Source organism: Kitasatospora sp. NPDC002551, from assembly GCF_040296005.1.
Lineage (GTDB): Bacteria > Actinomycetota > Actinomycetes > Streptomycetales > Streptomycetaceae > Kitasatospora.
The window spans coordinates 215,706-238,053 of the sequence record NZ_JBEOWI010000003.1; the positions used below are offsets into that span (position 1 = coordinate 215,706).

At 73.5% G+C, this 22,348-nt stretch carries 17 protein-coding genes; 4 read left to right on the top strand and 13 right to left on the bottom strand.

Going from position 1 to position 22,348, the window contains the following annotated elements; genetic code table 11:
- Positions 1 to 325: 325 nt before the first annotated feature.
- The 6 genes from ABT093_RS04935 to ABT093_RS04960 form a co-directional block, all read right to left on the bottom strand.
- Complete coding sequence (locus ABT093_RS04935) at positions 326 to 733, bottom strand: hypothetical protein (RefSeq protein WP_350560445.1); 408 nt, start codon at positions 731 to 733, stop codon at positions 326 to 328.
- The gene (locus ABT093_RS04940; RefSeq protein WP_502884123.1) at positions 723 to 1,052 is read right to left on the bottom strand and encodes a hypothetical protein; all 330 of its coding nucleotides are present in this window, start codon (positions 1,050 to 1,052) and stop codon (positions 723 to 725) included. Before ABT093_RS04940 ends, ABT093_RS04935 begins: the two co-directional genes overlap by 11 nt.
- A gap of 325 nt (positions 1,053 to 1,377) precedes the next feature.
- Positions 1,378 to 3,204 (bottom strand): sensor histidine kinase, encoded by a 1,827-nt coding sequence (locus ABT093_RS04945; RefSeq protein WP_350560449.1) that lies wholly within the window; start codon positions 3,202 to 3,204, stop codon positions 1,378 to 1,380.
- A gap of 75 nt (positions 3,205 to 3,279) precedes the next feature.
- Positions 3,280 to 6,774, bottom strand: coding sequence for a thiol reductant ABC exporter subunit CydD (cydD, locus tag ABT093_RS04950; protein ID WP_350560451.1), 3,495 nt, complete (start codon positions 6,772 to 6,774; stop codon positions 3,280 to 3,282).
- A 4-nt stretch (positions 6,775 to 6,778) separates the two neighbouring features.
- Positions 6,779 to 7,804, bottom strand: coding sequence for a cytochrome d ubiquinol oxidase subunit II (cydB, locus tag ABT093_RS04955; protein ID WP_350560453.1), 1,026 nt, complete (start codon positions 7,802 to 7,804; stop codon positions 6,779 to 6,781).
- Positions 7,805 to 7,835: 31 nt separating this feature from the next.
- A complete protein-coding gene (locus tag ABT093_RS04960) occupies positions 7,836 to 9,380 on the bottom strand; it encodes a cytochrome ubiquinol oxidase subunit I (RefSeq protein WP_350560455.1) in 1,545 nt (514 codons plus the stop codon).
- 381 nt (positions 9,381 to 9,761) lie between these two features.
- Here ABT093_RS04960 and ABT093_RS04965 point away from each other — a divergent pair, with 381 nt between their 5' ends.
- Entirely contained in the window at positions 9,762 to 10,550 is a 789-nt protein-coding gene (locus ABT093_RS04965; protein WP_350560618.1) for a DUF4037 domain-containing protein, read from the top strand.
- A gap of 73 nt (positions 10,551 to 10,623) precedes the next feature.
- Here the strand turns inward: ABT093_RS04965 and ABT093_RS04970 are convergent, their stop codons facing one another.
- The 6 genes from ABT093_RS04970 to hisC all read right to left on the bottom strand — a co-directional run bounded on the left by ABT093_RS04970 (position 10,624) and on the right by hisC (position 17,490).
- Positions 10,624 to 11,973, bottom strand: coding sequence for an oxygenase MpaB family protein (locus ABT093_RS04970; RefSeq protein ID WP_350560457.1), 1,350 nt, complete (start codon positions 11,971 to 11,973; stop codon positions 10,624 to 10,626).
- A 124-nt stretch (positions 11,974 to 12,097) separates the two neighbouring features.
- The gene (locus ABT093_RS04975; RefSeq protein ID WP_350560459.1) at positions 12,098 to 13,000 is read right to left on the bottom strand and encodes an oxidoreductase; all 903 of its coding nucleotides are present in this window, start codon (positions 12,998 to 13,000) and stop codon (positions 12,098 to 12,100) included.
- Positions 13,001 to 13,038: 38 nt separating this feature from the next.
- On the bottom strand, positions 13,039 to 13,650 hold the full coding sequence (locus ABT093_RS04980; protein WP_350560461.1) for a Uma2 family endonuclease: 612 nt from the start codon (positions 13,648 to 13,650) through the stop codon (positions 13,039 to 13,041).
- A gap of 127 nt (positions 13,651 to 13,777) precedes the next feature.
- The gene (locus ABT093_RS04985; protein WP_350560463.1) at positions 13,778 to 15,358 is read right to left on the bottom strand and encodes a sensor histidine kinase; all 1,581 of its coding nucleotides are present in this window, start codon (positions 15,356 to 15,358) and stop codon (positions 13,778 to 13,780) included.
- A gap of 11 nt (positions 15,359 to 15,369) precedes the next feature.
- Entirely contained in the window at positions 15,370 to 16,125 is a 756-nt protein-coding gene (locus tag ABT093_RS04990) for a response regulator transcription factor (protein ID WP_350560465.1), read from the bottom strand.
- Positions 16,126 to 16,419: 294 nt separating this feature from the next.
- Complete coding sequence (gene hisC, locus ABT093_RS04995; RefSeq protein WP_350560467.1) at positions 16,420 to 17,490, bottom strand: histidinol-phosphate transaminase; 1,071 nt, start codon at positions 17,488 to 17,490, stop codon at positions 16,420 to 16,422.
- A 331-nt stretch (positions 17,491 to 17,821) separates the two neighbouring features.
- Here hisC and ABT093_RS05000 point away from each other — a divergent pair, with 331 nt between their 5' ends.
- On the top strand, positions 17,822 to 18,979 hold the full coding sequence (locus ABT093_RS05000; RefSeq protein WP_350560469.1) for a LacI family DNA-binding transcriptional regulator: 1,158 nt from the start codon (positions 17,822 to 17,824) through the stop codon (positions 18,977 to 18,979).
- 146 nt (positions 18,980 to 19,125) lie between these two features.
- Complete coding sequence (locus ABT093_RS05005) at positions 19,126 to 20,337, top strand: metallophosphoesterase (protein WP_350560471.1); 1,212 nt, start codon at positions 19,126 to 19,128, stop codon at positions 20,335 to 20,337.
- A 72-nt stretch (positions 20,338 to 20,409) separates the two neighbouring features.
- Here the strand turns inward: ABT093_RS05005 and ABT093_RS05010 are convergent, their stop codons facing one another.
- On the bottom strand, positions 20,410 to 21,708 hold the full coding sequence (locus ABT093_RS05010) for a hypothetical protein (RefSeq protein WP_350560473.1): 1,299 nt from the start codon (positions 21,706 to 21,708) through the stop codon (positions 20,410 to 20,412).
- A 223-nt stretch (positions 21,709 to 21,931) separates the two neighbouring features.
- Between ABT093_RS05010 and ABT093_RS05015 the strand changes: the two genes are divergently transcribed.
- Positions 21,932 to 22,324, top strand: coding sequence for a VOC family protein (locus ABT093_RS05015; protein WP_350560475.1), 393 nt, complete (start codon positions 21,932 to 21,934; stop codon positions 22,322 to 22,324).
- Positions 22,325 to 22,348: the final 24 nt, after the last annotated feature.

Here is a 22,348-nt window from a genome sequence, read left to right on the forward strand (position 1 = left end):
AGTCCCGGGGCCGTGAGCCGCGTCCGCGGCGGCCCGTTCCGGCAGTGCCGATCCTGTCGGTCGGCCCGGTTCCGTCGAAAGGGCGGACGGTCGCCCCGGGCGATTGTCGATTTCTCGGTTCGGAGAGGTTTAGCAACAGGTCAGCACGGCCGCGGAGGGGTGGAAATCCGCAGGTCAGAGGCCGGTGACGTTCTTCTCCAGGTGGCGGCTCGGGGGTTTGCCGGATACCTGCGCTTCACCGGAAGAGGGGGAAGGGCCGGTCCGCGCCGCGGGGGCAACGCGAGAAGCCGCCCGAAGGCGGCTGGGGGCGGCGGCGGACGGATCGTCAGAAGGGCCAGGCGTCGTCGCGCCCCGGACGGCGCAACTCCTGCCCCAGGCGCTGGAGTCCGGTGAGGAAGCCGGTGACGCCGGCCTGGCACTGGTCGCGCCGCAGGTACCCGCGGGCGCTGCGGGCCACCGGTCCGGCCGCGTCGGCGGCGCCCGGGCGGGTGCTGCGCACCGGCAGGTACGCCGTCCACACCCACAGGCGGGCCTCGGACTGGCCGACGGTACATCGCAGCGCGGCCCGCTCGATGATCAACTCTCGGACGGCTTCGGCGAGTTCCGCCTCGCCCCGGTAGGTGCGCACGCCGACGCCGAGCTGCCGCCCGTTGGCCGCGCGCAGCGTCCAGGACAGCGAGCGGTCACCGACCGGGACGGTCAGCAGGCGCGGCCCGCGCCGGTCAGCGGACATCGGACGTTCTCAACGACGGCCCCCGTTCGGAGAGTTCGGGGCGCTCCAGGGCCGGCTGCTTGGCCAGCAGCACGACGAAGCGCCGGAAGGCGTTCTGGCAGGTGGCGTACCGCTCGTAGGCGCGACTGGACCGCACCTCCGGCAGGCTGCGCGACCCGGGGACCACCCAGATCCAGCCGATGCCGTCCCGCACGTGCGTGATCCGGGCGGTGAGCCCCTCCGCGCCGACCCGTAAGCCGTCGAAGCCGCGCTCCGCCTCCCCGGCCGTTTCGTACGCGGCCGGAGTGACGGCCACGACGCGGCCGTTCGGCGCCTTCAACTGCCAGCGATACCGCCCGTCCGGTGCCCGTTCGGCCCGGAATCCCCCTCGACTTGCCCCTGCTGCGGTGTGACCGCGGCCCGACGCGTCCACTGCTCCCCCACAGTCCGGTACCTCTCCGAGACGGGAGTAAAGCTATGTGTGCACACGAGAGCGCCGGAAGGCCACGAAATGCACAACTTGCTCCGTTGGCCGGGAAGTTCTCCCTCGTTAAACTTTCACCGAGTGCACACCAACCGCGCGCCAACCAATCCCGGCGTGGATCCTCCCCGTTCACGAACCGTTCGAAGACGGGTGGGTTTGACCCGATCATCCCACCGGACGTTCAGAGCCGCGCCGTCCACCGCACCCGGGTGCCCCGGCCGTGCGGCCCGGGCTCGTGCCAGGCGTCGCCGCCGAGCGCCTCGGCGCGCCGGGCCAGGTTCCGCAGACCGCTGCGCCGCCCGCCCTCGGGGATGCCGATGCCGTCGTCGGTGACGGTCAGCAGGACGCCGGGGCGCCCGCCCCGGTCCAGCGACTCCGGGTCGCCGCCGACCGGACGGCCGCCGTCGTCCAGGTGCACGGTCGCGTCCAGCTCGACACCGACCCGGGAGGCCCGGGCGTGCCGCGCCGTGTTGGAAAGCATCTCCCGCAGCGCGGCCAGCAGTTGACGGCTCGTCTTCTCGCCGACCAGGCTCTCCACCGGGCCGACGAAGGAGACCGAGGGCTTGAATCCGAGCGCCGCCGCGGTCTGGCTGCACTCGCGCAGCACCCTGGTCCGCAGGGTGTCGGGCGCGTCGCCGTGGTTGTCGTGCTGCAGCGCGTAGATGGTGGTGCGGACCTCCTGGATGGTGGCGTCCAGCTCGTCCACCGCCTCGCCGATGCGGACCTTCACCTCCGGGACGATGGCGCGCCGGGCCGCGCCCTCCAGCATCATGCCGGTGGCGAAGAGCCGCTGGATGACCAGGTCGTGGAGGTCCCGGGCGATCCGGTCGCGGTCCTGGAAGACGGCGAGCCGCTGCTGGTCGCGCTGGCCCTCCGCGAGCCGCAGCGCGAGCGCGGCCTGCGAGGCGAAGGTCTCGGCGAGCTGCTTCTCGGCCCCGGAGAACGGCACGGCGCCGCGCGGGCGCCAGACGCAGAGCCCGCCGAGCACCCGGCCGGCGGCGACCATCGGCACGGCCAGCGAGGGGCCGAAGCTGCGGGCGAGCCGCATCACCACGGTCGGGTCGGTGGACATGTCGTCGAGGTGGACGCTCTCCCCCTGGAGCAGCCGGGAGGCGAAGCTGGCCGGCGGCAGCAGCTCGCCGCGCACGAACTCGGCGGCCTCCCCGGAGGCGTGGGCGACCCGCATCCGGACGGTGCCGGCGTCGCCGTCCGCGACCGGCAGCAGGATCATGCCCAGCGCGGCGTCCGCCAGCTCCCGGACCTGCTCGGCGGCGACGGTGAGCGCCACCTGCGCCTCGTCGGTGGAGAGCAGCGCGGTGGTGACGGCGGACGCGCCGGCGATCCACCGCTCCCGGCGCCGGCCCTCCTCGTAGAGGCGGGAGTTCTCGATCGCGACCCCGGCCGCGGCGGCGAGCGCGTGCACCACCTGCTCGTCCTCCGGGGTGAAGGCGCCGCCGCCGCGCTTCTCGGTGAGGTAGAGGTTGCCGAACACCTCGTCGCGGATCCGGATCGGCTCGCCCAGGAAGGTCCTCATGCACGGGTGGTGCGGGGGGAAGCCGTAGGAGCGCGGGTCGGCGGTGAGGTCGGTGAGCCGCAGCGGCTCGGGCCGGTCGATCAGCGCGCCGAGGATGCCCCGGCCGACCGGCAGTTCGCCGATCTCGGCGGCCAGCGCGTCGTCCACCCCGACGTGGATGAAGTCGGAGAGGCCCTGCCCGCCCGGCGCGATCACCCCGAGCGCCGCGTAGCGGGCGTCCACCAGCTCGGCGGCGCCGGTGGCGATCCGGTGCAGGGTGGCGTGCAGGTCCAGCCCGGCGCCGACCGAGACGACCGCCTCCAGCAGCCGCTGCATCCGGTCGGTGACGGCGGCGGCGGACTGCAGCCGCTCGGACACCTCGGTGACCAGCGTGTCCAGCCCGAGCGAGGAGATCTCGGGCACCCGGTGCGGCGCCGGGTCGGGCTCCGGCTCACCGGGGGTGGCGGGGTCGGGCAGGTCTGGCGTGGGGTCCATGAGGAAGAGCGTAGTTTGTACGGTTTTCGACAGAAGTAACGACGCGACCGGCCGGCGGGGCTCCGGGCGGCCCGGCTAACCGACCGCGAGCGGCAGCCCGTCGGTCTCGCGCTCGCGGTCGTGCATCGCGCGCAGCCGGCCGGCCGGGCGGGCCAGCAGCTCGGACCAGCGGCCGCGCTCCACCACCCGGCCGGCGTCCAGGACGAGCACCTCGTCGACGGTGGTGTCGTCGAGACCGGCCAGGCGGTGGGTGATGAGCATGGTGGTGCGGCCCGCGGTGGCGGTGAGCAGGTCGGCGGTGAGGGCGTCGGCGGTCGGCAGGTCGAGGTGTTCGGCGGGCTCGTCCAGGACGAGCACCGGGAAGTCGGCGAGCAGCGCCCGGGCGAGCGCGAGCCGCTGGCGCTGGCCGCCGGAGAGGCGGGCGCCGTGCTCGCCGACCATGGTGTCCAGGCCGTCCGGCAGAGTCTCGGTGAAGTCCAGCAGCCGGGCGGCGGCGAGCGCGGCGCGCAGCTCGTCCTCCCCCGCGTCCGGCCGGGCGAGGCGGAGGTTCTCGCGCAGCGAGCTGTCGAAGACGTGCGCGTCCTGGGCGCAGAGCCCGACCACCCGGCGGACGTCCTCCCCGGCGAGCTCCCGGCTGTCCACCGCCTGTGGGCGGCCGGCGGCGAGCACGACGCTCCCGGCGTCCTGGTCGAGGAAGCGCAGCAGCGTCTGCGCGAGGGTGGTCTTGCCGGAGCCGGACGGGCCGACCACGGCGATCCTGCGGCCCGCGACGAGGTCGAGGTCGACCCCGGCCAGTGCGGCGGCGTCCTGTCCGGGGTGGCGGGCGGTCAGCCCGCGGACCGCGATCGGCAGCGGCTGCTCGGGCAGGGCCTTCGGTGCGGTGGGTTCGGCGACGGCGGCGGGCGCGTCCAGCACCTCGGCGAGCCGCGCCGAGGCGGCCTGGCTGCGCCGCCGGGCCTGGACCGCGAGCGGCATGCCGGTGACGGCCTCGAAGGCGGCCAGCGGGGTGAGCACGACCACGGCCAGGCAGACCGGGGCGAGGGCGCCGGACTCGACGCCGCGCAGGCCGACGGCCGCGGCGGCGGCCACGGTGAGGCCGGTGAGCAGGGTGATCAGCCCGGTGCCGAGCGCGGCGGTGGCGGCCGAGCGGGCGGCCAGGGCGGTCAGCGCGGTGTCGGCGGCGCGGACGGCGGCGAGCCGGCCGGGCAGCGCGCCGGCCACGGTGAGCTCGGCCGTCCCGCTGAACGCGTCCAGCACGGTGGTGGCGAGCCGTCCGCGCGCCGGGGCCTGGCGGCGTTCGTCGGCGGCCGACCAGCGGGCGGCCAGCGCGGGCACCACCAGGCCGGCGAGCAGCAGGCCGGCGCCGAGCACCAGCCCGGCGGCGGGCAGGAAGGCGCCCATGGCGACGGCGGCGGCCAGCGAGACCACCGCGGCCACGGCGGCCGGCAGGCGCCAGCGCAGGTAGTGGTCCTGGACGGCGTCGACGTCGGCGACCAGCCGGGAGAGCAGGTCCCCGCGCCGGAACGCGGGCAGCGCGGCCGGGGCGAGCACGGCGAGCCGGCGGTACACGGCGGCGCGCAGGGTGCCGAGGGTGCGCAGCACGGCGTCGTGCGAGACCAGCCGCTCGGCGTAGCGGAAGACGCTGCGCCCGATGCCGAAGGCGCGCACCGAGGTGACGGCCATCATCAGGTAGAGGACCGGCGGCATCTCGGAGGCGTAGGAGATGAGGTAGCCGGAGGTGGCCATCAGCGCGACGGCGCAGCCGAGGGCGAGCGCGCCGAGCAGGACGGAGAGGGCGAGGCGGGGCCTGACCGCGTCCGGGCCGGGCGCCGGACCGTCCTCGGGCGCCGGCGGCGTGGGTCGGCCGCTGTGCGCCGGGAGCGGGGCGGGGACGGCCGCCGGGGCGGCCGGGGGAGCGGCGGGGCCGTCCAGCCGGACCCGCCGGTCGGCGGCGGCCAGCAGCGCGGGCCGGTGGGCGACCAGCAGGACGGTGCGCGCGGGATCGGCGGCCAGCGCCCGGACGGTGTCCACCACGGCCGCCTCGGAGGCGCCGTCCAGGTGGGCGGTGGGCTCGTCGAGCAGGACGAGCGGTCGGTCGTCGGCGAGCAGCACCCGGGCGAGCGCGAGCCGCTGGCGCTGGCCGGCGGAGAGCCCGGCGCCGTCCTCGCCGAGGACGGTGTCCAGCCGGGTGACGAAGTCGAGGGCGTGCGCGGAGCGCAGCGCCGCCCACAGCCGCTCGTCGGTGGCGTCGGGCCGGTAGAGCCGCAGGTTGTCGGCGACGGTGCCGGCGAACAGGTGCGGGTGCTGCGGCACCCAGGCGATCTGCCGCCGCCAGCTCTCCCGGTCCAGGTCGGCCAGGTCGTGGGTGCGCCCGTCGGCGGCGGTGATCCGGACGGTGCCGGCGTCGGGGGCGGTGAGGCCGAGCAGGACGCCGAGCAGGGTGGACTTGCCGGCGCCGGACGGTCCGGTGAGCGCGACGCTCCCGCCCGGCTCCAGCACCAGCGCGGCGCCGTCGAGGGCGGGCCCGGTGCGGCCGGGGAAGCGCACGGTGAGGCCGTCGGCCGTCACGGTGGCCCCGGCGAGGTCCGGCGCGGGCACCGTGCCGGCGGCCGGCAGCGGGGTCTCCAGCACCTCGAAGATCCGGTCGGCGGCGGTCAGGCCCTCGACGCTGGAGTGGTAGAGCGCGCCGACCTGACGGATCGGGAAGTAGACCTCGGGGGCGAGGATCAGGATCAGCAGCCCGGTCTCCAGGTCGAGGCTGCCGTTCACCAGCCGGAAGCCGATCGAGACGGCGACCAGGGCGACCGAGAGGGTGGAGAGCAGTTCCAGGGCGAAGGAGGAGATGAAGGCGATCCGCAGGGTCCGCAGGGTGGCCCGGCGGTAGTCGGCGGTGATCCGGGCGATGGTCGCGGCCTGGGCGCGGGCCCGGTTGAAGACCTTGAGCGTGGGCAGCCCGGCGACCACGTCCAGGAAGTGGTGGGAGAGCCGGGCGAGGGTGGTCCACTGGCGGTCCATCCGGGCCTGGGTGGCCATCCCGATCAGCACCATGAACAGCGGGATCAGCGGCAGGGTGCCGGCGATGATCGCGGCCGAGGTGGCGTCGGCGCCGACGATCCGCAGCAGCACCGCGACCGGGACGACCACGGCGAGCGCCAGTTGCGGCAGGTAGCGGGCGAAGTAGTCGTCGAGCGCGTCCACGCCGCGGGTGGCGAGGGCGGTGAGTTCGCCGGTGCGCCGGCCCGCCGGGTGGGCCGGGCCGAGCGCGGTGGCGTGGTCGAGCAGCCGGCGCCGCAGGGTGGACTTCACCCGGGCGACGGACCGGTGCGCGGTGAGTTCGGTGAGCCAGCCGACCAGCCCGCGCCCGATCGCGGTGAGCGCCAGCAGCGCCAGCGGCGCGGTGAGCTCGTCGAGCCCGGCCCGCTGCTGGAAGCCGCGGACCACGATCTCGGCGATCAGGCCCGCCTGGGCGACCACCAGGGCCGCGTTCGCGGTGCCCAGGAGGACGGTCCCGGCCAGGAAGGTCCGGGTGGTGCGGGCGTACCCGAGGAGTCGGGGGTCGACCGGCTTCACGGCGTCAGGCCTTGTCGAGGGCGGCGGCCGGGTCGTGCCCGGGGATGTGCTGGACGCCGATCCGCTTGCGGAACACCCAGTACGTCCAGCCCTGGTAGAGCAGCACGATCGGGGTGAAGACCGCGGCCACGATGGTCATCAGCTTGAGCGTGTACGGCGAGGAGGCCGCGTTGCCCACGGTCAGGCTCCAGTCCGGGTTCAGCGTGGACGGCATGACGTCGGGGAAGAGGGCGAGGAAGAGCATGGCGACGGCGGCCACGATCGTCGCGCCCGAGAGGGCGAACGCCCAGCCCTCACGGGCCCGCTGGTTGGCGGCGAGCGCGCCGACCAGGGCGAGCACCGCGGTCACCAGGGCGGCGAGGCTCCAGCCGTTGCCGTGGTCGGCCTGGGTCCAGATCAGGAAGACCGCGGCGAGCACCGCCGTCACCAGTCCGGTCCGCAGCGCGGTGGCCCGGGCCCGCTCGCGGATGTCGCCGACCGTCTTGAGCGCGGCGAACACCGCGCCGTGGAAGGTGAACAGGACGAGCGTCACCAGGCCGCCGAGCAGCGCGTACGGGTTGAGCAGGTCCCAGAGGGTCCCGACGAAGTTCTTCTGCGCGTCGATGTCCACGCCGCGCACGATGTTCGCGAAGGCGACGCCCCAGAGGAAGGACGGGATCAGCGAGGTCCAGAAGATCGCCTCCTCCCAGTTGCGCTGCCAGCGCGGCTCGGGCCGCTTGGCCCGGTACTCGAAGGCGACGCCGCGGACGATCAGGCAGACCAGGATGACCAGCAGCGGGATGTAGAAGCCGCTGAACAGGGTGGCGTACCAGTCCGGGAAGGCCGCGAAGGTGGCGCCGCCGGCGGTCAGCAGCCAGACCTCGTTGCCGTCCCAGACCGGGCCGATGGTGTTGATCAGCACCCGCCGCTCGGAGGTGCCCCGGGCCAGCGTCTTCGTGAGGATGCCGATGCCGAAGTCGAAGCCCTCCAGGAAGAAGTAGCCGATCCAGAGGACGGCGATCAGGACGAACCAGACGTCGTGAAGTTCCATGGTGTGTCGGTCCTATCGATCCTCAGGGGCCTCAGTAGGCGAAGGCGAGCGGCTTGTCGGCGTCGTCCTCCGAGGACGGGCCGCGCAGGGACGGGTCCTTGGCGGGCGGCTGCTCGTCGGTGGCCGGACCGGCCTTGGCGTACTTGACCAGCAGCTTGACCTCGATGACGGCGAGGATCGCGTACAGCGCGGTGAAGGTGGCCAGCGCGCCGATCTGGGTGCCGACGCTGACGTTGGGCGAGACGGCGCTGGCCGTGGTCATCAGGCCGAAGACCGCCCAGGGCTGGCGGCCCATCTCGGTGAAGATCCAGCCGAAGCTGTTGGCGATCAGCGGGAAGCCCATGGTGAGGATGCCGATCCGCCAGCTCCACTTGGTGAGGAACGGGCCCAGCTCGCGCTTCGGGGTGAGCATCAGCCTCGGCACCTCGTCGTCGCCGGTGCGGAACTCCGGTGCCAGGAAGCGCCTCTTGCGGGTGGTCCAGAGGCCGATCAGACCGGCCACGAAGGACGTCATCCCGAAGCCGATCATGAGGCGGAAGCCCCAGTAGGTGACGAAGATGCTCGGGATGTAGTCCTTGGGGTCGCCGCCGTACTTGGCGGCCTCGGCGGCGGCGGTGTCGTTGATGCCGGGGACGGAGGAGCTGAAGTCGCTGTTGGCGAGGAAGGACAGCGCCGCGGGGATCTCCAGCTCGACCGAGTTGTGGCCCTTGCCGACGTCGCCGACCGCGAAGATCGAGAACGGCGCGGGGGCCTTGGTGTCCCAGAGCGCCTCGGCGGCGGCCATCTTCATCGGCTGCTGGCGGAACATGACCTTGGCGAGCTGGTCGCCGCTGAGCGCCGTGCCGAGGCCGGCGATGACGGCGAGGACCAGGCCCAGCCGCAGCGAGGTGCGCATCGCGGCGACCCGCTTGGGGTTGGCGCTCGCGGGCTTGCGCTTGGCCTTCCACAGGTGGAAGGAGGCGATGCCGACCACGAACGCGGCGCCGGTGAGGAAGGCGGCGGTCAGGGTGTGCAGGACGACGGTGACGGTGGTGTCCTGGAACAGCACCCGCGCGATGTCGTTGAGCTGCGCCTTCCCGGTGACCGGGTCGATCGCGTAGCCGACCGGGTGCTGCATCCAGGAGTTCGCCGCCAGGATGAAGTAGGCGGAGAGCACGGTGCCGAGCGCGACCATCCAGATGCAGGCGCAGTGCAGCTTCCTGGGCAGCTTGTCCCAGCCGAAGATCCACAGGCCGATGAAGGTCGACTCGAAGAAGAAGGCGATCAGCGCCTCCATCGCGAGCGGGGCGCCGAAGACGTCACCGACGAAGCGGGAGTAGTCGGACCAGTTCATGCCGAACTGGAACTCCTGCACGATGCCGGTGACCACGCCCATCGCGATGTTGATCAGGAAGAGCTTGCCCCAGAACTTGGTGGCGTGGAAGTACTTCTCCTTGTTCGTCCGCACCCACGCGGTCTCCAGCCCGGCGACGATCGCCGCGAGGCTGATGGTCAGCGGGACGAAGAGGAAGTGGTAGACGGTGGTGATGCCGAATTGCCATCGCGCGATGGTCTCGTGAGCGATTGCCAGTTCCACGGCGCCCTCTCTCCCAACCGACCCTGTTGAGTCACATTTCGGACAAACTACTCGATAAGCCGGGGACCGTCGCCCAAGCGCACAGGCTTGTCCGCTTGTGAACGTGAACACGTTCACAAGCATCAGTATCCACCACTCTTACAGGCGATTCACCGGCGGGGTGGGGTTTGACCGGCAGCGATGCCGTGCGCACAGTCTGCGAAGGGGGGCCGGGAACAGCAACGAGCAGCGGGGCGGGTGGGCCGGAGAATGTGGACGATCCGTAGCATTGACAGCCATCGATCCTCCAGGTCGGCCTGTTCTGGCCGATGGAAAGCTCCCGCCCCGGGGAGGTGCTCCGGGTGTGCCAGACTCCGCCCCGTGCGAACAATCGTCGAAGCGATGGCCGGCCGGCTGGCCGGTGTGCCGGGAGTGGTCGGCGTGGTGCTCGGCGGCAGCCGGGCCCGGGGCGAGCACCGGCCGGACTCGGACTGGGACCTCGGCCTCTACTACCGCGGCGCCCCCGACCTCGACGCCCTGCGCGAGGTGGCCGGACCGGGCGTCGAGGTGGCCGGACCCGGCGGCTGGGGGCCGTGGGTCGACGGCGGGGCCTGGCTCACCGTCGAGGGCCTCGGCCGGGTGGACTGGATCCTGCGCGACCTCGACCGGGTCGACCGGGTCCGGGCCGACTGCCTGGCCGGCCGCTACGAGGTGGGGATCCAGGCCGGGCACCCGCTCGGCTTCTGGTCGCCCTGCTACGTCGGGGAACTGGCGCTCGGCCGCGTCCTCGCCGACCCGTCCGGCGAGCTGGCCGAGCGCCGGGCCGCGTACGCCGGCTACCCGGAGCCGCTGCGGGCCGCGCTGATGGCGAGCACCTGGGAGGCCGGCTTCCTGCTCGACGGCGCCGCCAAGGGCGCGGCCCGCGGCGACACCCTGTACGTCGTGCTCTGCCTCTCCCGCGCCGTCGGCATCCTGGTGCAGGCGCTGTACGCGGCCGACCGGCGCTGGTGCCTCAACGAGAAGGGCGCCCTCGCCGTCGCCGGGGAACTGCCCGCCGCTCCGGCCGGCTTCGGCCCGCGCGCCCGCGCCCTGCTCGCCGCCCCCGGCGACGGGCCCGCGGCGCTCACCGCCACCGTGGCCGCGGCCCGCTCCCTGGTCGCCGACACCGAGGCGGCGCTGCGGGCCGCCTGACGGTCCGTCCGGCGGATGGTTCGGCGGGCGGTTCGGCCGGCGGTCCGGCAGGTCGTCCGAGGGCCGGGCACGGCTACGCCCGCCCGAGGAGCTGGGTGCCGGGAGCGGAGGGGGCGCGGGCGGTGAAGTAGTCGACGAAGCCGCGCAGGAACTCCGCCACGGTGATCACGCCGTCCCCGTCGGTGTCCAGCTGGCGGAAGCCGTGCGAGAGTTCGGCCGGATGCACCCGCCGGCCGTCGAACAGCACCCGGTACTCGGCGAAGTCCATCAGACCGTCCCCGTCGGCGTCGGCCGCCTCGAACACCGCCCGCAGCGCGGGCAGCAGGCCGCCCTCCAGGTACGCCGGGTCGCGGTCGCAGCCGGCCAGCGTCGCGGCGACGTACTCGGCCCGGCCGATCCGGCCGTCGCCGTCGGTGTCCATGGTCGCCCGCAGCTGCTCCCACCACGCCTCGAACGCGGCGTGCACCCGGGCCTCGCCGGCCTCGGAGAGCTCCAGCTGCCAGCAGACGTTGTGCGCCATGCACGCGAAGTCGCGGACCGTGAGGTGACCGTCCCCAGTCTGGTCCAGGACCTCCCGGAAGAACCGTTCCAGCCGGGGCGGCCGGGTGTCCTGGCGCGGCATCCGCCGGGGCCGGGACGGCGGGCGCACACCGGGGGCGCGGTAGCGGTAGCGGTCCGGCAGCCCGGTCAGCACCGCCCGGCCGCCGCGGTGCAGCACCCGGGACAGCACCGCCCCGCGGCGGGTGGGGACCAGCCCGAACCGCTCGCGGTACACCGCCGGGAGGTCCGCGACGGTCAGCTCGGTGACCACCCGGGCCACCACCGACCGCAGCACCCGCCAGCCGGCCGGCCCGAGGAAGCGCAGCCGGCGCGGACAGGGCGCCTCGTGCAGGAAGTCGTACAGCAGGTGCCGCGCCGCCCCGGTGAACTCCAGCCGCTCGGCGGTGGTCCGCCGCAGGTAGCCGGGCAGCTCGGCGGCGGTCGCGGGCAACTCCCCCGCCGGCAGCCCGAACACCGCCGCGATCTCGGCGAACTCCCGGTACAGCGCCTCCAGTTCCTCCGCCGAGTACGGCCGGCCGCTCAGCTCCCGCATGGCGGCGACCGCTTCGAAGAGGGTGAGGAGCACCCAGGCCCGGGTGGCGGGGTCGCGGGCGTCGTACTCCCGGCCGTCCTCGGCGGTGCCGTGGATCCGCCGGTGCGCCCGGTCGAGCCGCTGGACCTCGCGCCAGAGCTGCTCCTGGTCGGCCTGGAAGAGCCGCTGCCCGCTGCCGAGGGTGTGCTCGATCCGGCGCCAGGGGTGGCCGCGGTAGGCGGAGTGCTCCGCCATCCCGGCCGCGACCACCGGATGCGAGGCCTGGAGCACCAGCAGCCGCCAGGCGACGAGCACGATCCGCCACTCCGAGAGGTCCCGTCGGAAGGACACCTCGGGACGTGGTGCTGACGCTGTCATCCGGACCTCGCCTGGGAGTTGTGGAACCTTCGCGTACGGGCGTGGCTGTTCCCGGCCGGCCGGCGGGGAAACCAGACGCGGGATTGATCAGACGGTCCTACCGGGCGGGCGCCTTCAGCTCGGCGAGGTCCGCGAGGTCCCCCGCGTCCAGGCGCAGCGAGGCGGCGGCCACGTTCTCCTCCAGGTGCGCCGGCGAGGAGGTGCCCGGGATGGCGAGGACCGCCGGCGAGAGGGCGAGCAGCCAGGCCACCATCACCTGGGCCCGGGTGGCGCCGTGCCGCTCGGCGACCCGGCGCAGGGCGGGGTGGTCGGGCACGCCGCTGCCGCCCAGCGGGTAGAACGGCACGAAGGCGGTGCCGCGCCCGGTGCAGTCGGCCAGCAGCCGGTCGTCGGCCTCGTCGTGCTCCAGCACGCTGAACCTGTTCTGCACCGCGACCACCGGGGCGATCGCCCGTGCCTCGGCGAGCTGGGCCGCGTTCACGTTGCTGACGCCGAGCCGGCGGATCAGCCCCTCCTCGCGCAACTCGGCCAGCGCGGCGAAGGGTTCGGCGATCGAGGACTGGCTGGGCAGCCGGCGCAGGTAGACCAGGTCGAGGTGGTCCACACCGAGCTCGCGCAGATTGCGGTGGACGGCCGCGCGCAGGGCGTCCCGGTCGGCCGGGTCCATCCAGCCGCCGTCCGGCTCGCGGCCGGGGCCGACCTTGGTCGCGATCACCAGGCCGTCCCGGTACGGGTGCAGGGCCCGCCGGATCAGGTCGTTGGCGGAGACGTCGCGGAAGAAGTAGAACCAGGCGGTGTCGATGTGGTCGACGCCCAGCTCCACCGCCCGGCGCAGCACCCGCAGGCTCTGCTCCGGGTCGCAGGCGGGGCCCTCCCAGTCCCGCGAGGGCAACTTCATCGCGCCGAACCCCATCCGGGACACCGGCTGTTCACCACCGAGCAGGAAGGTACCGGCCGCACCGGCGGAGGGGACGGGAGCAGGGGCATGAGGAGTCGTCATGATCCCTATCCTCGCCCAGGGACTCCCGGACGAGAAGGTCAGTCCTGTCGGCCCCCGGTGATCGCCGGACCGATCGCGAACCCCTTCGCGGGTCCCTCCGGGATCACCGCCTCCGCGCCGTAGGGCGTCCGCTCCGATCGGGCGTAGGCGCCGCGCTCCGGGTCGGGACCGGTGAGGACGGTGACGGCGCCGCCGTCGTCGTAGTCGTCGATGATCACGTGGACGGGGATGCCGGCGGTCGCGTAGGCGCGGTGCTTGAGAACGCGGTCGCGCTGGCGGTTCTTGTGTCCGGGCGAGACGGTCTCGACCATCATGGCGACGCCGGAGGCAAGGATCCCCAGGCCCTCGGGATGCACGATCTCCTCGAGGTCGTCCGGCGCCACGTAGACGTCGGGAATCGTGACCTTGAGGCCGCTGATGACATTCCCGTCGTTCCCCGGAGCCCACCCGGTGCCCCGCAGATGGTCATGGAGGGCGAGGAACATCCGCCGGTTGATCATCATGTGCCGGGCCCCGCCTGCAGGTGACATCTCGATGGCTCCTTCGATGATCTCCGCGTGGAAGCCCTCGGGGACCTCCATCGCCTTCCACACCTGCCACAGCGCCTGGTCCAGGTCCACGACGGTCTCCTCGGCTACGAGCGCGAACATTGAGACACCCCTCATTCCCGTCCAGTGTGATCAGCCTGCGCAGTACCGCACAAGCCACGGCCGTACCCTCACACGCCGACGGCGGATGGCGGGGGTGATGCATCGAGGTTCACTCGATCAGGGGGTTTCAGCGCTGGTGGGGAAGTTCGAGGCGGAAGGTGGCTCCGGTGCCGGGGGTGGTGTGGAGGGTGAGGGCGCCGCCGTGGGCGTGGGTGAGGGCGGTGGCGATGGCGAGGCCGAGGCCGGCGCCGCCGCGGCGGTCGTGGCGGCTGCGGGAGGCGTCCACGCGGTAGAAGCGGTGGAAGACCAGGGCGGCCTGGTCGGCGGTGAGACCGGGGCCGGAGTCGGCGACCTCCAGCAGGCAGAGGCCGTCGCCGGTGCCCACGCCGATCCGCACCGGGGTGCCGGACGGGGTGTGCTTGACGGCGTTGCCGACCAGGTTGGTGACCACCTGGCGCAGCCGCGCCTCGTCGCCGAGCACCGGCGCGGGCCCGGGCGGGCCACTGCCGTCCGGGCCGGTGAGGGCGACCGGGCGGCTCGGGTCGAGCGCGACGAGGTCGTGCAGGGCGTCCGCGGCGAGCGTGCGCAGGTCCATCGGGGCGAGGTCGAGCGGGCGCTCCTCGTCGAGCCGGGCGAGCACCAGCAGGTCCTCGACCAGCGCGCCCATCCGCACCGCCTCGTTCTCGATCCGGCCCATGGTGCGCCGCACGTCGGCCTCGGTCGGCAGGGCGCCCATCCGGTACAGCTCGGCGAAACCGCGGATGCCGGCCAGCGGGGTGCGCAGTTCGTGCGAGGCGTCCGCGACGAACCGCCGCATCCGGGCCTCGGACTCCGCGCGGGCGGCGAACGCGGACTCGATCTGCGCCAGCATGCCGTTCAGCGCGGTGGAGAGCCGGCCGACCTCGGTGTGCGGCGGGAGGGCCGGCATCCGGTGGGAGAGCTCCCCGGCGGCGATCCGCTGGGCGCCCTCCTCGATCCGGCGCAGCGGCCGCAGGCCGGCCCGCACGGCGAAGAAGCCGAGCGCGGCGATCAGCACCAGGACGGCGCCGCCGATGCCGAGGAAGGCGGTGCGCAGCCGCTCGACGGTGCCGTCGACGTCCTCCCGGGAGACGGCGACCATCACGTACGCGGAGGCGGGCGCGGGCGCGGCGAAGGGGCCGGCCACCGGGGTGCTCTGCCGCTGCAGCGGCACGACCAGGACCCGCCAGCGGTCCCGGCCGCCGCGCTGGTCGGGCAGGTCGAAGGGGGTGCCGGCCTCGACCCGGGCCGGGTCGAAGCCGGCCAGCTGCGGCGCCGGGTCGTTGTCGGAGACCGGCTGGCGCACCGCGAACTGCACCTTGCCGTCGGCGGACAGGTACTGGACCAGGTACTGGCTGGGCAGCGCGGCCAGGTACTGCGTGCGCTTGCCGCCCATCGACGGCTGCTGCTGTTGCTTGGCGTCCGGCCAGTTGAGCCGGGACGGGGCGCGGTGGGCGAGCGACTCGCCGTAGCGCTCCAGCTGTTCGTCGAGCCGCTGCACCAGCTGGTGGCGGACGGTGCCGAGCACCACGGTGTCGCTGACCACCAGTCCGGTGGCGACCAGGGCGAGCGCGAGCACCAGGAGCCGGGCGCGCAGCGACAGCCGGCCGCGGCGGCGCGCCGGGTCGGGCTCCGCCGTGGCCGGTCCTGCGGTGGCCGGCTCTGCCGTGGCCGGTTCTGCGGCGGTCAACTCGGTGCTGCTCAGCTCTGCGGCGGGCGGCGCAGGGCGTAGCCGATGCCGCGCACGGTGTGGATCAGCTTGGGCCCGTGCGCCGGGCCGGAGTCGAGCTTGCGGCGCAGGTAGGAGATGTAGGACTCGACGATCGAGAGGTCGCCGCCGAAGTCGTAGGCCCAGACGTGGTCGAGGATCTGCGCCTTGGAGACCACCCGGCCGACGTTGGCCATCAGGTAGTGCAACAGCTTGAACTCGGTCGGGGAGAGCGCGACGACGCTGCCGCCCCGGGTGACCTCGTGGGCTATCGGGTCGAGGACGAGGTCGGCGACGATCAGCCGGCCGTCCTCGGCCGGCCCGCCGGAGCGGCGCAGGATGGCGCGGATCCGGGCGATCAGCTCCTCCAGGCTGAACGGCTTGGTCACGTAGTCGTCGGCTCCCGCGGCGAGGCCCTGGACCTTGTCGCCGACGCCGTCCTTGGCGGTGAGGAAGAGCACCGGCAGGTGGTCGCCGGGGTGGCCGTGGGAGGGGCCGGCGATGAGGCCGCGGCTGGTCTGCTCGCGCAGCCGCTCGACGATGGTGAAGCCGTCGAGGTCCGGCAGCATCACGTCGAGGACGACCAGGTCCGGGCGGTCGGCGGCGATCAGGCGCAGCGCCTCGGCCCCGGTCGCGGCGGAGGCCACCCGGAAGCCGGAGAAGCGGAGCGAGGCGGACAGCAGCTCGCGGATGTTCGGTTCGTCGTCGACGACGAGGAGGAAGGCCTCCCCCGGGCCGCCGTTGCTCACCGCCGGGGTTCCTGGTGTCGACACAGTGCCTTGCACGGGGGTTCCGCCTCCCGGTCGGACGATGGCGTTTCAGCTCGAGGCTAGCCCGGGGAGGGTATGGGCCATCGATGAATGTTGGATTAACACCTTATCGGGCGGTTTTGTACGGACGGACCCACGGGGCGGGCGTGGGTGGTGTGCGCACGGCTCCGGCGGCGGGCCGGGGCGGCGGCACCGGGCCCTCCCCCGCAAACGCCGCGGCGGAGCGGGCGGCCCCACCGGGCCGGCCACGCTCCGCCGCGGACGCGGGTCGGGCTACAGCTCCTTGCGGAACGCCTCCGCCACCGCGAGGAAGATCGAGTTGCCCTCGACCTCGCCGATCGAGATCCGCACGCCCTCGGGGAACGGGCGGACGATCACGCCGGCCGCGGCGCACGCCGCCGCGAAGTCCTGCGAGCGCTCGCCCAGCTCCAGCCAGACGAAGTTGGCCTGCGAGTCCGGGATCTCCCAGCCCTGGGCGCGCAGAGCGGCGACCACCCGGCCCCGCTCCTCGACCAGCGCGTCCACCCGGACCATCAGGGCGTCCTCGGCGCGCAGCGAGGCGACGGCCGCGTCCTGGGCGAGCTGGGTGACGCCGAACGGCACCGCGGTCTTGCGCAGGGCGTTGGCCACCGGCTCGTGCGCGATCGCGAAGCCGACCCGCATCCCGGCCAGGCCGTAGGCCTTGGAGAAGGTCCGCAGCACGCAGACGTTCGGGCGGTCGCGGTAGAGGTCGATGCCGTTGGGCACCTCGGGGTCGCGGATGAACTCGATGTACGCCTCGTCGATGACGATCAGCACGTCCGCCGGGGCGGCGTCCAGGAAGCGCTCCAGCTCGGCGCGGTGGATCACGTTGCCGGTGGGGTTGTTGGGGTTGCAGACGAAGATCAGCCGGGTCCGCTCGGTGACCGCGGCGAGCATCGCGTCCAGGTCGTGGTCGCCACCGGCGGTGAGCGGCACCGGGACGGGGGTCGCGCCGGCGACCTGGGTGATGATCGGGTAGGCCTCGAAGGAGCGCCAGGCGAAGATCACCTCGTCGCCGGGGCCGGCGGTGGCGAGGATCAGCGACTGGGCGACGCCGACCGAGCCGGTGCCGGTGGCGATGTGCTCGGCCGGCACGCCGAAGCGCTCGGCCAGCACGGCGGTCAGCTCGGTGACGGCCATGTCCGGGTAGCGGTTGAGCTTGCCGGCCGCCGCGACCGCCGCCTCGAGCACGCCGGGGAGCGGCTCGTAGGGGTTCTCGTTGGACGACAGCTTGTACGCGTCGGCGCCGGCGGGCTTGCCCGGCTTGTAGGTGGGGATGCCGTCCAGGGTCGGCCTGAGGCGGGGGCCCTGTGCTGCGGTCACGGTCGCTCTCCTTCTGTCATTCCGCTGCGTTCGCCCGCCACGGTCGGGATCGCCGCCGTGCCCGGGAATCGGAACGCACCCGGTCCACCCCGGTCGGGTGCCCTGAACGATACCGACCCCACTCACCCGTAGGAGTGAGATGCCCGGTCGGGTTACACGTGCAGATCAGCCATTCTGCCGGGTTCCTTTGGCACATGTCAGAGGTAAACCGGCTGGTTTCGTGCGGGGATCGAAGGGGCGCACACGGGCTCACTCGTGGAGAAACGTATCTCCACAGGCTCCCAATGCGCCGGTCACAGACCCTTGTCAGGAGCCATACGATCGGTCCGCCATGACAGCAGCAGCCAACCAGAGCGGTCGGCGACCCACCACCTCACGGCGTCTGGAGCGGGCCGGCATCCGGGATGTGGCAGCAGCCGCCGGAGTGTCGATCACCACCGTCTCCGACGCGCTGAACGGGAAGGGCCGCCTGCCCGACGAGACCAGAAGCCGGGTGCGCGAAGTCGCCGAGCGCCTCGGTTACCGCCCCTCGGCGGCCGCACGGACCCTGCGCACCGGACGGTCCGGACTGATCGGTCTGACCGTCACCACCTACGGCGAAGAGCCGTTCACCTTCACCGAGTTCGCCTACTTCGCCGAGATGGCCCGGGCCGCCACCAGCGCCGCCCTGGGCCGCGGCTACGCGCTGGTGGTGCTGCCCGCCTCCTCCCGGCACGACGTCTGGGGCAACATCGCCCTGGACGGCACCGTGGTGATCGACCCGCCCGACCAGGACCCGCTGGTCAGCGAGCTGTACCGGTCCGGCGTCCCGGTGGTCAGCGACGGCAAGCCCGGCAACTGCCCGGTCACCGCCTGGGTCGACAACGACCACGAGGCCGCCGTGCTCGGCATCCTCGACCACCTCTCCGAGGCCGGCGCCCGCCGGATCGGCCTGCTCACCGGCACCAGCACCGACACCTACACCCGGCTCTCCACCGAGGCCTACCTCGGCTGGTGCGCCAAGGTCGGCCAGGAGCCGGTCTACGAGACCTACCCCGCGCACGACCCGGCCTCCGGCGCCGTCGCCGCCGACCGGCTGCTCGCCCGCCCCGACCGCCCGGACGCCGTCTACGGCCTCTTCGACCCCAACGGCACCGACCTGCTCGCCGCCGCCCGCCGCTACGGCCTGCGGGTGCCCGACGACCTCCTGCTGGTCTGCTGCAGCGAGAGCGACGTGTACGCGAGCACCGAGCCGCCCATCACCACCCTGTCGCTCAAACCGCGCCGGATCGGCACCACCGTGGTGAACCTGTTGATCGACGCCATCGAGGGGGTGGACTCCGGCACCGGCGTCGACATCGCCCGGCTCTTCCCGCCCCGCTTCCGCACCGCCGGCACCGGCCCGCCGCCCGGCACCCTGATGCCCACCGAACTCATCGTCCGCGCCTCCTCCCAACGGCGGAGCCCGCGCACCACGGTCAGCCCGCCCCGCCCGCCGGGCGAGGTGTGACCCCGGGCCGCACCCGCCGGGTGTGTGGCCCACCCCCTGCCGAGTCGGGACAAATCGGACCTGACGGACCGACCGGCTGACGCTCCGGAGGATTGGATACCCACCAGGTGACGACGCCGGGAGAGTGGTCTTCCTATGATGGGCGAATGACACCCGAGGACCGCTTCCCCGGGCCTGAACACCCGGACTCAGGCCCACGCCACCAGCCGGACCTCGACGTGCTGCCGTACGGCACCTATTACGAACCGGAACCCGTCGCCGAGTACTCCGGGGGCGGCTACGAGGCCGAGACCTACAGCGGCTACGGCGGCGCCCGCTACCTCGAACAGCACTGGCCGGCCGCCGGCCCCGAGCACGGCCACACCGTGCACGCCCACAACGGCCCCGACGGCCACGCCGGTTACGAGCCGACCCTGCCCGACCACCCGTCCCCCGCGCACGGCGGCCACCCCGGCGCGCAGAGCGACGACCCGCCGACCATCGAGCTCGGCCCCCCGCTGGCCGAACCCGGCCTGCCCTACCACCCGTACCCGGCCCCCGGCCCCGGCGAGCCGCCCGGCCCGCTCTACGTGGTCGGCGACGTGCACGGCTACCTCGACGAGCTCCGCGCCGAGCTGCGCCACCAGGGCCTCATCGACGCCGACGGCCACTGGTCGGCCGGCCGGTCCCGGATCTGGTTCCTCGGGGACTTCACCGACCGGGGCCCGGACGGCATCGGCGTCATCGACCTGGTCATGCAGCTCGCCGCCGAGGCCGCCGCGGCCGGCGGCTACTGCCGTGCCCTGATGGGCAATCACGAACTGCTCTTCCTGGGCGCCGCCAGGTACGGCGACGAACCGGTCCAGTCCACCGCCGGCACCGCCTCCTTCCTCGCCGCCTGGCGGCTCAACGGCGGCCAGCAGAACGACCTGGAACGCCTGGAGGCGCACCACATCAGCTGGCTCTCCCGGCTCCCGGCGATCGCCCTGGAGGACGGCCACCTGCTGCTGCACTCCGACACCACCGCCTACCTGGAGTACGGCGAGTCCATCGCCGAGGTCAACGACGCCGTCCACGACCTGCTCGCGGACGAGGGCGTGGACGAGTGGTGGGACTGCTTCCGCCGGTTCACCAAGCGCTTCGCCTTCCGCGGCGACGCCGGCCCGATGGCCGTCCGCGAGCTGCTGGACACCTACGGCGGCGCGCGCGTGGTGCACGGGCACAGCCCGATCCCGTACCTCACCGGCGCGGTGCACGCCGACGACGGCATGCCGCCGCACGTCCCGGGCCCGTACGTCTACGCCGAGGACCTGGCCGTCGCCATGGACGGCGGCGTGACGATGGAGGGCCGGCTGCTGGTCTCCCGCCTGCCGATCTGACCACTGCGGCCCGCCCCGGAAGGCGCGGGCCTTCCGGGGCGGTACGGGTCGGGCGGCCGGGCCCGGCGGGGGTCAGCCCCGGCGGGCGCGGCGGACCAGCGCGAGGGCGGCGGCGCCGACCGCGAGCAGGGCGGCGGCGATGCCCGCCGGGACGGCGGGGGAGGAGCCGGTGTCGGCCAGCTCGGTCCGGCGGTCCGCCGTCGTGGTCGGGGAGGGCTTGGCCGCGGCCTTGACCACCGTCGGGGTCGCGGTCGGCGAGGCGGCCTTGCTCGGCGCGGCGCTCGGCGCGGCGGCCGTGCTCGGCGCGGCGCTCGGGGTGATGCTCGGGGTGGTGCTGGGCCGGGCGCTCGGCACGGGCGCGTTCGGGTTCACGCAGTCGGGCGCGCCGTCGACGGGGGTGGTGGCGAGCCGCTCGGTGGTCCAGAAGAGCACCGGACCGGCCCCCGGGAAGTAGCCGAAGCCGAGCTTCGGGTCCGAGGGGTCGAGCTTGAAGTTCTTGCCCAGGGTGATCCGGGCGTTGAGCACCTTGTTGTCGACCGGTCCGGTCGCCCACTTCGCCACGTCGACGGTGCCGCCGGTCATGCCGACCGCGCCCAGGTCCACCCGGTGCCAGCTGCCGTCCTTCGGGTCCTGGACGTCCACCTCGGCGTCACAGGCCGCCGGGCCCTCCATCGAACCGACGCCCTGGCCGGCCCAGAGGAAGAAGGAGGCGGTGGTGATGTGCCAGTCGAAGTTGTTCGCGGTCTTGATCGAGACCTTGAACGGGTGCGGCCTGCCGTCCGCCGGGATCGACTTCGGCAGCCCCTCGATGGTCGTGGTGAGGCCGTTGACCCTGACGATCCGGGCGGCCTCCGCCACCCGCTCCGCGACCTGGCCGCCCTGGCTGAACCGGGGGGCGAGGAAGGTCTCGAACCCGATGTCCACCGCCGGGCCCCGGTGCTTCGTCTGAACCACCTTGAAGCGCAGCTTGAAGGTGCGCTCCGCGTGCGGCTGCAGCTCCACGGCGGCACCGGTGACGTCGGCCGCGACGCCCTCGTAGCCGCCGGTCCCGCCGCCCAGGTCCTGGGCCGTCAGCTTCACCGGCTGCCACGCACCGGAGGCACCGTCGGCATACTCCACCACGACCTGGTCCGGGCCGAGCCACTGGGACCCGATCACGATCAGCAGGTGCTCGTCGACGGAGAGCTTGTCGGTGTCGTTCCTGACCGTCACTGACCCTTCGGACCAGCCTCCGCCGGGCTCGACGGAGGCGAGTCCGTCCATCCGGAGGCTGAATGCCCGGTCGCCGCCGGCCGCCTGGGCGGCGGGGGCGGTCAGTGCGATCGGCGACGCGACCAGCGCCGCCGCCATGAGCACATGGCGAATTCTCACATTTACCTCGATGATCCGAAAAGGCCGCGATTCGGGCGGCTACGCGGGGATTCCCCCCACCGCGCGGGCGCAGACTATCCGATGATCATATTGAGATGTTAATGAACTATTTCCCGGCGGGAATTCCATACAAGTCGACAAAAAAGGGGGCTTGATCACGGCGGCCGACCGGCGGATCGTGGAGGACGCCATCCGACCGCGTCCCTCCCCGACTGGAGCCACCATGGCCACCCTCCGCGTGAAGGCCTTCGACCACCTCGTGCTCAACGTCCGCGACGTCGAACGTTCACTGGAGTTCTACAGCGGCCTGCTCGGCCTCGAACCGGTCCGCGTCGACGCATGGCGGGCCGGCGAGGCCCCCTTCCCGTCCATCCGGATCACCCCCGAGACGATCATCGACCTGACCAACCGTCCGCGCGGCGAGTCCAACGTCGACCACATCTGTCTCACCGTCGACCCGCTCGACTGGCAGGAGGTCATCGACTCCGGCGCCTTCACCGTCCTGGAGGGCCCCGTCCCGCGCTACGGCGCCCGCGGCAACGCCAACTCCGTCTACGTCCAGGACCCGGACGGCAACACCGTCGAACTCCGCTGGTACCCCGAGGACGCCGCCTGACGAACGGCTGCCGCTTGCGGGGAC

What these genes read in the sequence shown, in the direction of transcription:
- ABT093_RS04935 (WP_350560445.1), bottom strand. Translation starts at nt 733, where the DNA reads ATGTCCGCTGACCGGCGCGGGCCGCGCCTGCTGACCGTCCCGGTCGGT.
- ABT093_RS04945 (WP_350560449.1), bottom strand. Translation starts at nt 3,204, where the DNA reads ATGGACCCCACGCCAGACCTGCCCGACCCCGCCACCCCCGGTGAGCCG.
- cydB (WP_350560453.1), bottom strand. Translation starts at nt 7,804, where the DNA reads ATGGAACTTCACGACGTCTGGTTCGTCCTGATCGCCGTCCTCTGGATC.
- ABT093_RS04965 (WP_350560618.1), top strand. Translation starts at nt 9,762, where the DNA reads ATGGCCGGCCGGCTGGCCGGTGTGCCGGGAGTGGTCGGCGTGGTGCTC.
- ABT093_RS04975 (WP_350560459.1), bottom strand. Translation starts at nt 13,000, where the DNA reads ATGACGACTCCTCATGCCCCTGCTCCCGTCCCCTCCGCCGGTGCGGCC.
- ABT093_RS04980 (WP_350560461.1), bottom strand. Translation starts at nt 13,650, where the DNA reads ATGTTCGCGCTCGTAGCCGAGGAGACCGTCGTGGACCTGGACCAGGCG.
- ABT093_RS05000 (WP_350560469.1), top strand. Translation starts at nt 17,822, where the DNA reads ATGACAGCAGCAGCCAACCAGAGCGGTCGGCGACCCACCACCTCACGG.
- ABT093_RS05005 (WP_350560471.1), top strand. Translation starts at nt 19,126, where the DNA reads ATGACACCCGAGGACCGCTTCCCCGGGCCTGAACACCCGGACTCAGGC.
- ABT093_RS05015 (WP_350560475.1), top strand. Translation starts at nt 21,932, where the DNA reads ATGGCCACCCTCCGCGTGAAGGCCTTCGACCACCTCGTGCTCAACGTC.